This is a genomic window from Streptomyces sp. KL2, assembly GCF_046529545.1.
In the GTDB taxonomy this organism is placed as follows: domain Bacteria; phylum Actinomycetota; class Actinomycetes; order Streptomycetales; family Streptomycetaceae; genus Streptomyces; species Streptomyces radiopugnans.
Genome location: NZ_CP127170.1, coordinates 2391360 through 2405090, shown reverse-complemented (window position 1 = coordinate 2405090; position 13731 = coordinate 2391360). Strand labels below are relative to the sequence as shown.

The window sequence follows — 13731 nt, the reverse complement described above, 5'->3', positions numbered from 1 at the left end:
CCGGTGAGGACGGCTCGATGACGCTGCGGTACGTACTCGACCCTCCCGTCGACCGGCGGCTGATCGACGGGATCTGTGACCTGTGGGCGCAGGTGACCAACGCGGGCGGAGCCGTCGGCTTCGTACCGCCGGTGACCGACGCGGACGTACGGCCCGAACTGACCCGGCACCTGACCGCGATGGCCGAGGGGCGGGCGCGGCTGCTGGTGGCGTACGACGAGGAGGAGCGGGTCGCGGGCACTGCCTTCCTCACGCCGAACACACACCGGCTGATGCGACACTGGGTGTGGCTGTACACCGTGATGCTGCGCCCCGACCGCCAGGGCCGGGGCGAGGGCCGGGCCCTGATGGCCGCCGTGGAGGAGGCCGCCCGGGGCATGGACGGCGTCCGGGGCATCCGGCTCACCTGCCGCGGCGGGCTCGGGCTGGAGCACTTCTACGGCTCGTGCGGCTACAAGGAGGTCGGACGCGTACCCGACGCCATCCGCGTCGCGGACGACGACCTCCGGGACGACATCACCATGTGGCTCCGGCTCAGCTGACCCGGCCACGCCGAAAGGATCCACCACCGTGACCAGCACTTCGGAGACCGGCAACAAGAACACCGGGCCGGACGCCGGGCCGGACACCGCGTCCGGCGCCGTGCCGGGCCGCACGCCGCACGCGACGCTCCGCTACACGGCCATGCGGCTGGGCGTCTTCCTCGCCTGCTTCGTGGTCGTCGCGGTGCTCGCCTACGTCGGCGTACTGCCCGAGGCCATCGGCAAGGCCAACCCGCTGTGGCTGCTGATGCTCGCCATGGTCGTCTCCGCGCCGCTCAGCCTGGTGCTGCTGCGCAGGCAGCGCGACGAGATGTCCGTGCAGATCGCCGAGCGCGTGGACCGGGCCAAGCGGAAGCTGGCCGCCAACCAGAGCCAGGAGGACTAGGCGGGAGGACCGGGCCGGAGGCCGGGCAGGACGGCCGGGCCGGAAGCGCGGCCCGGCCCCGGTCCCCCTCGCGCCGCGTAACCATCGTCACACCCCCTCACGACGCCCCGCCGGGAATGCCTTTGCCCGGCGGGGCGTTGTGCGTCGGCGGAAACCGTTCCGCCCAGGCGGCCCCCGGGAAGACCCGGAGCCCGGTGTTAGCGTGAGGACCATGACGACCGCAGCCCGCACCACCTCCCAGGCCAGGAGCACGATGCTCGTGGCCCGGCTGCACGTCGACCTCTGCCGCTGCCTGTCCGCGGCCTGTCGCATCGGCTGAGTCCCGCGCGACCACGGCGGCCGGGCCCCTCCGGTGCGCCCTTCCCTCTTTCCGGGTTCTCCGGCACCGTCGTCCCGACGCACGCACAGAACGCGCAGAACCCAGAGAACCCAGAGAATCCAGTCCCCGTCACATGTCCCACCGGAGTGTGTCCGTGTCTTCCAACACGCCATCCAGCGCGCCCGGCGAGTCCGGCGAGACCGCCGCGTCCACCGCTTCCACCGCTTCCACCGCGCCCGCCGCTTCCACCGGGCCGAAGCGCCGCACCGGCCTTTCCAGGGTCCCCTTCTGGGCCCAGATACTCCTCGGCCTGGTCCTGGGAGCCCTGCTGGGCTGGGTCGCCCGCAGCGGCGACGTCGCCTGGCTCAGCACCGCCCTCGACAGGATCGGCGGCACCTTCGTCCAGTTGCTGAAGCTGGCCGTCGGCCCGCTGGTCTTCTTCGCCATCACCGTCTCGATCACCAACCTGCGGAACGTCTCGGGCGCCGCCCGGCTGGCAGGCCGAACCCTGCTGTGGTTCATGGTCACCTCGCTGATCGCCGTCGGGATCGGCCTGACCATCGGTCTGCTCACGAACCCGGGCGCCGGCACCGGGCTGTCCCCGAACGACGGCGCCCGGCCCGAACAGGCCGGCTCCTGGCTGGACTTCCTCACCGGGATCATCCCCACCGACGTGGTCACGCCGTTCACCGAGCTGAACGTCCTGCAGATCGTCTTCATGGCCGCCGTCGTCGGCATAGCCGCCCTGCGGATCGGTGAGCGGGCCGCACCGCTGCTCTCCTTCTCCGAGGCGGCCCTCGCCCTGCTGCAGAAGGCCCTGTGGTGGGTGATCCGGCTGGCCCCGCTGGGCACCCTCGGCCTGATCGGCCGCGCCATCGACCAGTACGGCTGGGACCTGATCGGCCAGTACGCCACCTTCACCGCCGACGTCTACATCGGCTCCCTGCTGGTGCTGTTCGGCGTCTACCCGCTGCTGCTGGCGCTGGCCGCCCGGGTCAGCCCGCTGCAGTTCTTCCGCGGCGCCTGGCCCGCCATCCAGCTCGGCTTCGTCTCCCGCTCCTCGGTCGGCACCATGCCGGTGACCCAGAAGGCCATCGAACGGCTCGGGGTGCCCAGGGAGTACGCGTCCTTCGCCGCGCCGTTCGGGGCCACCACCAAGATGGACGGCTGCGCCGCGGTCTACCCGGCGCTCGCCGCGATCTTCGTCGCGGAGATCTTCGGCGTCTCCCTCGGCGTCGGCGACTACGTGCTGATCGCCTTCGTCTCGGTCATCGGCTCGGCCGCCACCGCCGGCCTCACCGGCGCCATCGTGATGACCACGCTGACCCTCTCCACCCTCGGTCTGCCGCTGGAGGGCGTGGGTCTGCTGCTGGCGATCGACCCGGTCCTGGACATGATCCGGACGGCCACCAACGTCGCCGGCCAGGCGGTGGTCCCGGTCGTCGTCGCGGCCCGCGAGAGGATTCTCGACCTGGACGCCTTCCGCAGCGCCCGGAGCTTCGACATCGCCGACGCCGACGCCGATGCCGGCGCCGGTTCAGGCGCGGCCTCCGCCGGAGGCACGGGAGGCACGGGAGGCCGCCGGGGCGGCGAGCCGGCCCCCGCCACCGCCTGACCGGCGGCTCGCAACGCCCACGGGCCCCTGTCGGCTCCCGCACCCGGGAGCCGACAGGGGCCCGTGGCCGTCCCGGCGTGGAGGTGTGAACGGCCCGCTCCCGCCCCTCGGAGGACCGCTCGCCGGCGTACCCGCCGGCGGCCCTCCCGGCCCGGGCCGGGAAAGGCAGGAGCCCCCGCCGTGGCGGGGGCTCCTTGGGTACTGCTTATCCGGTCGTCTGCCGACGCCGTACCGCCCTCACGGGCGGCCGTACGCCGTCACGGCCAGGAGGTCTGGCCGAGCCGGGCAACTCAGGCCGCGGTGACGTTCTCCGCCTGCGGGCCCTTCGGGCCCTGCGTCACGTCGAAGGTGACCGCCTGGTTCTCCTCCAGGGAACGGAAACCGCTCGCGTTGATCGCGGAGTAGTGAACGAACACATCGGGACCGCCGCCGTCCTGGGCGATGAAGCCAAAGCCCTTTTCGGCGTTGAACCACTTGACGGTTCCGGTAGCCATAAGCCCTCCTTGGGCCTATAAGGGTTGCCCTGCTCCAGAAGCCGATTAAGAACTCTGAAAACGACGAGAGCCCGCGGTCACATGCTCCGCAGGCTCTGTACTGCAAGGGAAACCAAACTGCAACTTGCTGTGAGCGTAGCACGGTGCCCACCGGAGGGGAAGGGTGATCATGTTCCGGCGCGTCCGTCCGGGTGAGCACCCCCGAGGGGGTGGGCCGCACCTGCGGGGATAGCCTCGCAAGGTGGACACCAATGACGCTGACCGGCCCGTCGCCGAGCCCCCGCGGAGGCGGCCCCGCGTCGGGCACATCCAGTTCCTCAACTGTCTGCCCCTCTACTGGGGCCTCGCCCGCACCGGCACCCTGCTGGACCTGGAGCTCACCAAGGACACCCCCGAGAAGCTGAGTGAACAGCTGGTGAACGGGGATCTCGATATCGGCCCGATCACCCTCGTGGAATTCCTCCGCAACGCCGGCCGGCTGGTCGCGCTGCCGGATATCGCGGTGGGCTGCGACGGCCCGGTGATGTCCTGTGTGATCGTCTCCAAGGTGCCGCTGGACGCCCTGGACGGCGAGCGCGTCGCACTCGGCTCCACGTCCCGCACCTCGGTGCGGCTGGCCCAGCTGCTGCTCGCCGAACGCCACGGTCTCGCCCCCGACTACTACACCTGCCCGCCCGACCTCGGCCTGATGATGCAGGAGGCCCAGGCCGCGGTGCTGATCGGCGACGCCGCGCTGCGCGCCTCCCTGCACGACGCGCCCCGGCTCGGCCTCCGGGTCCACGACCTGGGGCTGATGTGGAAGGAGTGGACGGGCCTGCCGTTCGTCTTCGCCGTCTTCGCCGCCCGCCGCGACTACCTGGAGCGCGAGCCGGAGACCGTGCGGGAGGTCCACCGGGCCTTCCTCGCCTCCCGCGACCTGTCCCTGGAGGAGGTCGGCAAGGTGGCCGAGCAGGCGGCCCGCTGGGAGGCCTTCGACGCCGAACTGCTGGAGCGCTACTTCACCACCCTGGATTTCCGGCTGGGCCCCGAACAGCTGGGCGGTATCGCCGAGTTCGCCCGCCGGACCGGTCCCACCACCGGATTCCCGGCCGACGTGCGCGTCGATCTGCTGAGCTGAGGCCGTACCGCTCCGGGGCCGTCCGGAGCGGCGGCCGGGCGGGCCGGGCGAGCCGGACTGACCTGCCGAAAGGCCGCCCAGGCGCTGGCGTACGCTGGACCGGACGCCGTGCCGCCGCGCGCCGACCGGCCGGCCGCCAAGCCCGACCGCCCCGACCGCCAAGCCCGAGAGGACCGCCCGGTGACCGATAACGCCGACCTCCAGTCCGTACTCGACCGCGCCGCCGGGGGCGGGCGGATCAGCGCGGAGGAGGCGTTGGAGCTCTACCGGCACGCCCCGCTGCACGCGCTGGGCCAGGCCGCCGACGCGGCACGCCGCCGCCGGTACGCGGGCACCGAGCACATCGCCACGTACATCATCGAGCGGAACATCAACTACACCAACGTCTGTGTGACCGCCTGCCGGTTCTGCGCCTTCTACGCGGCCCCCAAGGACATGGAGAGGGGCTGGACGCGGGACCTGGACGACATCCTGCGCCGCTGCGAGGAGACCGTGGCGCTGGGCGGCACCCAGATCATGTTCCAGGGCGGGCACCACCCCGACTTCGGCGTGGAGTACTACGAGGAGCACTTCTCGGCGATCAAGGAGCGCTTCCCCGAGCTGGTGATCCACTCCCTGGGCGCCTCCGAGGTCGAGCACATGGCCCGGATCTCGGGCGTGACGGTGGAGGAGGCGATCCGCCGCATCCACGACGCCGGCCTGGACTCCTTCGCCGGAGCCGGCGCCGAACTGCTCCCCGAGCGCCCGCGCAAGGCGATCGCGCCGCTGAAGGAGTCCGGCGAGCGCTGGCTGGAGATCATGGAGACCGCCCACCGGCTGGGCGTGGAGTCCACCTCCACCATGCTGATGGGCACCGGCGAGACCAACGCCGAACGCATCGAGCACCTGCGGATGATCCGCGACGTACAGGACCGCACCGGCGGCTTCCGCGCCTTCATCCCGTACACCTACCAGCCGGAGAACAACCACCTGAAGGGCCGCACCCAGGCCACGCTCTTCGAATACCTGCGCATCCTGGCCGTCGCCCGGCTCTTCCTGGACAACGTCGCCCACATCCAGGGCTCCTGGCTGACGACGGGCAAGGAGACCGGCCAGCTCTCCCTGCACTACGGCGCGGACGACCTGGGCTCGGTGATGCTGGAGGAGAACGTCGTCTCCTCGGCCGGGGCGAAGCACCGCTCCAACCGCATGGAGCTGATCGACCTCATCCGCAAGGCCGGACGCGTACCGGCGCAGCGCTCGACGACGTACGAGCACCTGGTCGTCCACGACGACCCGGCGAAGGACCCGGTGGACGACCGCGTCGTCTCCCACCTGTCCTCCACCGCGATCGAGGGCGGCACCGCCCACCCCGAGCTGAAGCTCATCGACGCCGGCTGACCCCGCCGACCGCCCCGCCCGCCGCCGTGCCGACCATCCACACCCCGCTCGCCGTCCGCCCCACCGAGGGCGGCGAGCGGCTGGACGGGTACGCGGTGGCGGTCGAGGGCGACCGGATCGCGGCGATCGGCCCGGCGGACGAACTCACCGGGACGTACCCGGCCGCCCGCGTCCGCCACTGGCCCGGTGAACTGGCCCCCGGCCGCTGCGCGGTGGACGCGGCGGCGTGGCTGGAGGCCGCCTACCACCCGGACCCGCGCGAGGTGGGCCTTCCCGGCATCCCCGACACCGAACCGCTGACGGGCGAGGCTCTGGCCGCCCTGGAGATGGACGAGGTGCGCTGGGGGCACAGCGCCCGCCGCGGCCTGCAGCGCCTGCTGCGCGAGGGCGTCACCTCCGTCGTCGGCCCCTTCGGTCACCCCGCGGTCCGCAACGCCGTCCAGCGATCTGGTCTGACCGTCCTGCCCGCTCCCCGCCCCGCCACCCTCGCCGCGGGCGCCCGCGCGGACTTCGCCGTCCACACCGCCGACGGCCGCTGCCTCGCCACGGTCCTCGCCGGCCGCCTCCTCCACCGCCGCGCCTGACTTACCAGGGCTCGTCCCGCTCGGGGATGTCCCCGTAGTTTTCGCACCCCAGTCCCCCCGCGACATTGCGCGCCACATGTTGAAGTATGTCCATATTCAATTGGATTGCATCCAAACCGCCCTCCCCTCCTACGAGTCGAGGGCCGTAGGAAAGCCTTCCATGCACTACAGGGTGTTCTCTGTCATTTCTTTCTTTGTTGATTCGGCACTCGAAATATACGTCAGCAGATGTGTAGGTGGAAATCGCCTGCAGAGCGAACGGGAAATCTTCCTCGCCGATGACTTCCGTTTCTTTGTCCGGGGGAATGCCGTCTCGATCCCGTATCCCGAAGTGAATTCTTGGAATGGATGACTCTTTTTTCCCCTCGGGGTGGACTCGGCAGAACTCTCTCCCCTTGATTTCCTTTCCTCTCTTCAGGTCGGACAAGAGGGCATCTGTGAACTCCCCTTCGTCGCTGACGGAACTCTTTCCGAACTTCTCTGCCGCCGTTATCTTTTCCATGGCGGAGGCGGCGGTCTCTGAGAGGCCGCCGCATACGTCCTGTGCGGTGACTGAATCTCCTCCGTCTCCGTTGAAGCAAGATGATGTCATCAAAGCGATGCTGCCGAAGGCGAAGGCGATGCGCAATCGAAAAAGTTTCTTTTCCATCGGGTCGTCTCTCTGGTGGTTCTCTCTTCAGGGCGAGAATATTGCTTACCCGCCGGAGCCTGGTCGGGCGCTTCCGTTTGGAGCCGTGCCTGTCCGTGTACTGGCTCTTTCGTCGGCGGATCAGGCTACTGTCGGAACAGCGGTGTAATATCGTTGCGTCCGGTGTCGTACCTGTCCTCGAGGTTGATCTCCTGGAGCCAGGGGTTGTCTGGTGAAACTCCATGAGCGATCACGAAAGCGTCGAGCGGGTCCACGGACCGGGCCTTCCCTCGATCGTGGAATTCCATGACATCTACCCTGTTTTCCTCCTCGAATTTATCCATCCTTTCCTTTAGCTGGCGATTCAGTGATACTTCGTATTGGGTTTCCGTGGCACTCGCCACCCCTTCCACCACGGCGGGAACCGCGAAAGCTACCGCCGCAGAAGTGGTAGGCCCGCCAAAGGGAAGGGTTAGAAGCCCGACGCCCAATCCGATTCCCTGGCTGACGGCAAATTTTTCCCACTCTGCAGCCTCGGTCAATTTTCGCTCTGCCTCTTCTTTGTTGTCCCCGTATGTGTTCATGATTTCGAGGGTTCGCGCGCCGTCAATCACTCCGTTGAACTTGGATCCTGCTTCGAGGATCAGCTTGGCCTCGTCGTTCGGTTCAGGTTGCACTCTCATCAGGGAGGCGACGTACTCCTGCTGAGCTGCAGCAAGTATTTCGTATCCTCCTTCGCTTCCTCCAACAGAAGCGAGGAACTTTTCGGCCGTGCTGGCATTTACGCTGAAATGGCCGTCCCCTTCTCTGTGGTGGAAAGCGGAGTCTCTTGCTTCTTCTGTGTAGTCCGCGCCCCCGAAGTCAGAGATCGCCCAGTGCAGGTCGTCGATGTAGCCAGCCCCCATCTTTGCCAAACTGTCTCCCACTCCGGGCCTGTCGGAAGCGAAACTCACGTCCGTGCTGACGACTGCGACAACTTGGCTCATGATGTTCGATGTCATGTCGTCGCGTTTCAGGCCGAGATCGGGACGGTCGTATGGGATTCCGAGGGTTGCCGACTCCAGTGCGTGCCCAAACTCGTCGTACCCGTACCCCTTGTGAGCGTCTTCGCCTGCCGTCGGGTCCTGGAACCAGTCACGTTCGCGCATCAGGTAGTCGAGGAACGGGCTGAGGTTGTTTTCGTGGTTTCCGTTTGCAGCCCAGGGTTCTGAGTTGAACATTGCCTTGGCGGCTTCCGGATTGCGACCGAGGGCCTCCAAGTAGCCGGCCATGGGGTCGTTGCCTTCGTCGGATCCAAAATTGAGGCGGGCTTTGTGGTCGTCGACATACCAAAGATCCTTGAGGTCGCCCTTGTGTTCCTTTTCGAAGTAGTAGAGCTCGTTGCCGTACTCTTTGAGGAACTCGGTTTCGTACTCACCATGGCGCATCAGGCTACTCATGATGGAAAAACCGTAGGATCCCTGGCTCGGAAGGTTCGCTGCCGCGCCTGAATGAGTGAATTGGATGCGGTCGTCCCCGAGCCTGATCATCTCCCTCTTCCACTCCCGCATGGCGTCGCTCTCGGAGTGGGAGGCGGTGGCGAGTGTGTGGGACAGGGACTTCTGGATGTCCGCCAGGGTCTTCACCGCGTCCTTGTCGGAGTGGCGCCGCTGATCGGCGATGCCTTGCCAGAAGCGCAGGGTTCCCTCGGGGCCGACCTTGGTCGCGTAACGCTCGGCGAAGTAGGGATCACCCTCGTGTTTCCTGGCCAGACGGTTGAACTGCGTGAGTTGCTCGTCGGTCATTTCCCTTCCGAGAGCAGTGAGCTTGACGAGGGTGTCGGCGTCCTTTCGGGCTTCGCGGCGTCCCTGCTGAGCGTCCCTGACACTGTTGAACATGTCAGGGTGGAATCCGGACGAGCGCCCGTTGGGGTCCTGCGAGAGGGCCCAGTGCAGCGCTGTATCCGCCTCGGTGGCGTCAGCGAGCGCCGTCTTGATCTTTTCGTTGTAACCGCGGACCACATCCTCGTATGCTTGCTTGAGGGTGGCGAGCCGACCGGGCTCTTTTTTGTCATCCGGGTCGAGGTACACCAGGCCGCTGGAGGAAATCTTCAGATTCTTGTCCTCGGCAACCTCGTTTGTGACGTCACGGATTCGTTTCTGGGCGGAGCGGAATTTCTCCAGCGCGCTGTCGAGCAGGCGATGAATGTCTTTGGCCTCCTCCGAAGCATTCTTGAACTGCTTCTCCACCTCGTCGAACTTCTTGAAGGCCGCTTCCGCCGCTTTCCCATCCCAGTCGGAGGTGCGCAGAGCCTTGGACACCCCGTTCCTGAAGGAGGCGGCGATGGTGTCGAACTGACCGGGCAGGTTCCGCCACTTGGTGACAGCCTCGGCCAGCGGGGCGAGATCGGCGTTCTTGACGATGCTGTAACCGAGCGTCATTTCTTTCCCGTCTCATCTTCTTCGAGTTTCAGCCCGTCGATCACCTTGGCCCGGTGCTCGTCCTCGCGTTGGAAGTCGTTCGCTGCCGTGCGCAGTGGCTTCGCGACGCCGTCGCTCAGCAGGCCTTGCAGGTACTTCATCTGCTCTTCCCAGCGCTCTGTGAAGGTTGCGAAGGCTTCTGCGGACTTGAAACCGGTCAGTCCGGCCGCTACCTGTGCCGTCTCCCTCATCGTGGCGTCGTCCGCCTTGCCGAGGTCGCCTCGGACGGTGTCGGCCTTGCCCGCACGTTCGGTGAGCTCGCTCGGGGTGACGCGGAGCTTCTCCCCGCCGCCCCCGCCGCTGTCCCCGTTGAGGCGGGTGCGGACCTCCCGCTCGCGTGTGGCCTTGGCCACGAGTTGGGCCCACTCTTCGTCGAACGACACGATTCCCCCGTGGTGGCATTCGGTGTGTCTGTGGAAGCAGTGTGTAACGCAATCGTCGGTGGCATCGCAAAGGGCTTGGGCGTGGCCTGGCCGGATCGGCCGGATCCGAACGGTCGCGGCCCCCGCGGTGGCCGGCAGGTTCGCGGTGGTGCCCGAAAGCTCTGTGCGCCCGTGCGCCGGGGAGCCGGGGCGGGGGCAGGGGGGTGGGACTGGGAGGATGGGCGTATGACGCGCGCATCCCTGGACAAGCAGCCCAACGAAGTCGCCGCGATGTTCGACAAGGTGGCGGCCCGGTACGACATCACCAACGACGTGCTGTCCCTCGGGCAGGCCCGGCTGTGGCGGCGCGAGGTCGCCCGCGCCGTGGACGCGCGGCCGGGGGAGCGGGTGCTGGACCTGGCGGCCGGGACGGGGACGTCGTCGGTGCCGTTCGCGACGGCCGGGGCGTACACCGTGCCGTGCGACTTCTCCCTCGGGATGCTGCGGGAGGGCAAGAAGCGCGAGCCGTGGATGCCGTTCACGGCCGGGGACGCGACCCGACTGCCGTTCGCCGACGACGCGTTCGACGCCGTCACCATCTCCTTCGGGCTGCGCAACGTCCACGACACCGACGCCGCGCTGCGCGAGATGCTGCGGGTGACCAAGTCCGGTGGCAGGGTGGTGATCTGCGAGTTCAGCCACCCCACCTGGGAGCCCTTCCGCAAGGTCTACACCGAGTACCTGATGCGGGCCCTGCCGCCCGTGGCGAGGGCCGTGTCCAGCAACCCGGACGCCTACGTCTACCTCGCCGAGTCCATCCGCGCCTGGCCCGACCAGCCCGGCCTGGCCCGCCGGCTCCAGGAGGCGGGGTGGGAGAAGGTCGCCTGGCGCGATCTGACGGGCGGGATCGTCGCCCTGCACCGGGGGTTCGCCCCGTAGGACCGCGACCGGGAACGGGAACGGGAAAGGGGCGGGGCGCGGGAGACGATCGGCGGTGCGTGAGGGGGAGTTCGCGCGCACATCCCTTTCCCGGCGGGCCGGAGGCGCCCACATACACTGCACTCGTCCAGTGCCCGGCGCGACCGGCACGTTGAATACCGAGTCTTGCGGGAGTCCGTCGTGACCGAGTCCCCCTCGAAGGCAGCCTCCGAGCACAGCGCCGATGTGATCGTGGTCGGGGCCGGCCCCGCCGGGTCCACCACCGCCTACCACCTGGCCCGTTCCGGGCTCGACGTACTGCTGCTGGAGAAGACGGCCTTCCCCAGGGAGAAGGTCTGCGGTGACGGGCTGACCCCGCGCGCGGTCAAGCAGCTCGTGGCGATGGGGATCGATGTCTCCGAGGAGGCGGGCTGGCTGCGCAACAAGGGCCTGCGGATCATCGCCGGCGGCACCCGGCTCCAGCTCGACTGGCCGGAGCTGGCGAGCTTCCCGGACTACGGACTGGTCCGCAGGCGCGACGACTTCGACGAGCAGCTGGCCCGGCAGGCCGAGAAGGCGGGGGCCCGGCTGTACGAGCGGTGCAACGTCGGTGCGCCCATCACCGACGGGCGCACGGGCCGGATCACCGGTGTGGAGGCGAAGCTGGGCGAGGAGAAGACGCCGGTCTCCTTCCGCGCCCCGCTGGTGGTCGCCGCGGACGGCAACTCCACGCGGCTGTCGCTGGCGATGGGCCTGCACCGGCGCGAGGACCGCCCGATGGGCGTGGCCGTGCGCACGTACTTCACCTCACCGCGCCACGACGACGACTATCTGGAGTCCTGGCTGGAGCTGTGGGACCGGCGGGGGGCACAGGACCGGCTGCTGCCCGGCTACGGCTGGGTCTTCGGGATGGGCGACGGCACCTCCAACGTCGGTCTGGGCGTGCTCAACACCTCCTCGTCCTTCAAGGAGCTGGACTGGCGCGAGGTCCTCAAGGTGTGGTGCGCCTCGATGCCCGAGGAGTGGGGGTACACGCCCGAGAACATGACCGGCCCGATCCGCGGCGCGGCCCTGCCGATGGCCTTCAACCGGCAGCCGCACTACACGCGGGGGCTGCTGCTGGTCGGCGACGCGGGCGGCATGGTCAACCCGTTCAACGGCGAGGGCATCGCGTACGCCATGGAGTCCGGGCAGATCGCGGCCGACGTCATCGTCCAGGCCCACGCCCGGCGGAGCCCGGCGCAGCGCGAGCTGGTGCTGCGGCGCTACCCGAGGATCCTCAAGGACACCTACGGCGGCTACTACACGCTGGGCCGCGCCTTCGTGAAGCTGATCGGCAATCCCAAGGTCATGAAGCTGGCCGCCGAGCGCGGTCTGACCCACCCGGTGCTGATGCGCTTCACGCTGAAGCTGCTGGCGAACCTGACGGACCCGACGGGCGGCGACGCGATGGACCGGATCATCAACGGGCTGACGAAGGTCGCCCCGCGCGCGTAGCGCGCCGCCGGGCGCCGCTGCGTGCGGCGGCGCCCGGGAGAGTGCGCCGAGGAGCGTGCGAAGGGCCGTCCGGTCTCCCGGACGGCCCTTCGCACGCTGGGCGCCTGACCGTGGCCGTGCCCGGCGCCGAGCGGCGTCAGAGCACGCGCACCGCGCCCGTCGGCATGTCGTAGCCCATGTCGCGCTCGACGACGCCGGTGGAGGGGTTCTGGGCGCCGACGAAGCGGCCGTCACCGATGTAGACGGCGACGTGGTAGGCGTTGCCGGCGCTGCCCCAGTAGAGGATGTCGCCCGGCCGCACGCTGCTCAGGGAGACCTGGGTGCCCGCCGTGGACTGCGGCTGCGAGGTCCGCGGGAGGCTGATCCCGATCTGGCGGAAGGCGGCCTGGGTGAGGCTGGAGCAGTCGTAGGCGCTCGGGCCGGTGGCACCCAGGACGTACGCCTTGCCGACCTGCGCGCGCAGGAAGCCGACCAGGGTCGCCACGTTGCCGCTGCCGGCCGGTGGGGAGGCGGCGGGGGCGCCGGTCGCGGCGGGGGCGGCACTGAGGGTGGTGCGCTGGGAGTCGCGCGCCGCACGCTCCCGGGCGGCGCGCTCGCGCTCGGCCTCGGCGGCTTCGGCGGCCTCCGCCGCCCTGCGCTCGGCCTCGGCCTTCTTCCTCTCGGCCAGTTCCCCGGCCCGCTCCATGGCCTGCTCGGCGGCCAGGATCCGCGCGGCCTCGGTCTCGTACCGGGTCGCGACCGTCCGGTTGGCGTCGGCGGCCTGCAGGGCGCCGGCGGCCGCGTCGGGGACGAGCACGGGCATCTCCGCGGTGTCGGCGGCCGTCTTCCGCTCCTCGGCGGAGGTGGGGGCGGCCGCGGCGGTCACCGCGAGGGTGCTGAGGACGCCACCGGCGACGCCCGTGCGCAGCAGGGGGTTCCTGCCGGCTCGACGGGGTTTCCGGTGGCTGGGTATGTGGGCGGTCTGGGACATGCCACCACGGCTATCAGCCGTGGGAGGTTCCGTTCAACAAAGGTGTGTTACGCCACACTCGGCGTGTACGCGCCCACTTTGGGCGGAGCATGGCGCTCCGGTGCCCTCTCCCGGAAGTCGATCATTGCCCCGTTAAGAGGCCGTGACCATGACATTGTCCGATTGATCCACTTCGCCCCGCGCGCCTAGCACGGGTGGCCCTCCCCGTGCAAAGGCGGGCTCGCGCCGCGGGGGCCGGCCGTGGTGGAGGTCACAGATTGAGCACGGATTCACGATCTTGCCGTGCCGGGTCCCCGGAGGGGTGCGGAGGCAGCTCCGGAGTCACCCCTTCCGGTCTCGCCCGAGATGCGTTCCGCGCCATTTACCAAGTCCGGATGTCCAGGGCAAATTTGCCTGTAGCGGGCATCGTTTGATACGGGCCCACCCACTCCGACCAGGGAAGACGCGCTGGAATGTCACGT

Annotated in this window: 13 protein-coding genes; 8 read left to right on the top strand and 5 right to left on the bottom strand. The window is 68.9% G+C overall.

Annotated elements, in window-relative coordinates:
* Nucleotides 1–17: 17 nt before the first annotated feature.
* The 3 genes from QPK52_RS10835 (at nt 18) to QPK52_RS10825 (ending at nt 2861) form a co-directional block, all read left to right on the top strand.
* Nucleotides 18–542 (top strand): GNAT family N-acetyltransferase, encoded by a 525-nt coding sequence (locus tag QPK52_RS10835; protein WP_410537245.1) that lies wholly within the window; start codon nt 18–20, stop codon nt 540–542.
* Between the two features lie 28 nt (nt 543–570).
* Nucleotides 571–927: a DUF4229 domain-containing protein gene (locus QPK52_RS10830; RefSeq protein WP_410537244.1), complete on the top strand. Its 357-nt coding sequence runs from the start codon at nt 571–573 to the stop codon at nt 925–927.
* Between the two features lie 617 nt (nt 928–1544).
* On the top strand, nt 1545–2861 hold the full coding sequence (locus tag QPK52_RS10825) for a dicarboxylate/amino acid:cation symporter (protein ID WP_410540285.1): 1317 nt from the start codon (nt 1545–1547) through the stop codon (nt 2859–2861).
* A 290-nt stretch (nt 2862–3151) separates the two neighbouring features.
* Here the strand turns inward: QPK52_RS10825 and QPK52_RS10820 are convergent, their stop codons facing one another.
* Nucleotides 3152–3355, bottom strand: a complete 204-nt coding sequence (locus QPK52_RS10820) for a cold-shock protein (protein ID WP_031511278.1) — start codon at nt 3353–3355, stop codon at nt 3152–3154.
* Between the two features lie 241 nt (nt 3356–3596).
* On the opposite strand from QPK52_RS10820, the gene QPK52_RS10815 reads away from it, so the two are divergent.
* The 3 genes from QPK52_RS10815 to QPK52_RS10805 all read left to right on the top strand — a co-directional run bounded on the left by QPK52_RS10815 (nt 3597) and on the right by QPK52_RS10805 (nt 6436).
* Entirely contained in the window at nt 3597–4472 is an 876-nt protein-coding gene (locus QPK52_RS10815; RefSeq protein ID WP_410537243.1) for a menaquinone biosynthetic enzyme MqnA/MqnD family protein, read from the top strand.
* 180 nt (nt 4473–4652) lie between these two features.
* A complete protein-coding gene (gene mqnC / locus QPK52_RS10810; RefSeq protein WP_410537242.1) occupies nt 4653–5852 on the top strand; it encodes a cyclic dehypoxanthinyl futalosine synthase in 1200 nt (399 codons plus the stop codon).
* 26 nt (nt 5853–5878) lie between these two features.
* The gene (locus QPK52_RS10805) at nt 5879–6436 is read left to right on the top strand and encodes an imidazolonepropionase-like domain-containing protein (RefSeq protein WP_410537241.1); all 558 of its coding nucleotides are present in this window, start codon (nt 5879–5881) and stop codon (nt 6434–6436) included.
* Between the two features lies 1 nt (nt 6437).
* On the opposite strand, the gene QPK52_RS10800 is transcribed toward QPK52_RS10805, so the two are convergent.
* The 3 genes from QPK52_RS10800 to QPK52_RS10790 form a co-directional block, all read right to left on the bottom strand.
* On the bottom strand, nt 6438–7085 hold the full coding sequence (locus QPK52_RS10800) for a hypothetical protein (RefSeq protein WP_410537240.1): 648 nt from the start codon (nt 7083–7085) through the stop codon (nt 6438–6440).
* 125 nt (nt 7086–7210) lie between these two features.
* Complete coding sequence (locus QPK52_RS10795) at nt 7211–9484, bottom strand: hypothetical protein (RefSeq protein WP_410537239.1); 2274 nt, start codon at nt 9482–9484, stop codon at nt 7211–7213.
* Nucleotides 9481–9906 carry a type VII secretion target gene (locus tag QPK52_RS10790; protein WP_410537238.1) on the bottom strand — a complete coding sequence of 142 codons (426 nt, stop codon included), beginning with the start codon at nt 9904–9906 and terminating at the stop codon, nt 9481–9483. Before QPK52_RS10790 ends, QPK52_RS10795 begins: the two co-directional genes overlap by 4 nt.
* 225 nt (nt 9907–10131) lie before the next feature.
* Here QPK52_RS10790 and QPK52_RS10785 point away from each other — a divergent pair, with 225 nt between their 5' ends.
* Together QPK52_RS10785 and QPK52_RS10780 are read left to right on the top strand one after the other, a co-directional pair.
* Nucleotides 10132–10824, top strand: a complete 693-nt coding sequence (locus tag QPK52_RS10785) for a demethylmenaquinone methyltransferase (protein ID WP_410537237.1) — start codon at nt 10132–10134, stop codon at nt 10822–10824.
* 180 nt (nt 10825–11004) lie between these two features.
* The gene (locus QPK52_RS10780; RefSeq protein WP_410537236.1) at nt 11005–12300 is read left to right on the top strand and encodes a geranylgeranyl reductase family protein; all 1296 of its coding nucleotides are present in this window, start codon (nt 11005–11007) and stop codon (nt 12298–12300) included.
* Between the two features lie 136 nt (nt 12301–12436).
* Here QPK52_RS10780 and QPK52_RS10775 read toward each other — a convergent pair whose 3' ends face one another.
* Nucleotides 12437–13270: a C40 family peptidase gene (locus tag QPK52_RS10775; protein WP_410537235.1), complete on the bottom strand. Its 834-nt coding sequence runs from the start codon at nt 13268–13270 to the stop codon at nt 12437–12439.
* Nucleotides 13271–13731: the final 461 nt, after the last annotated feature.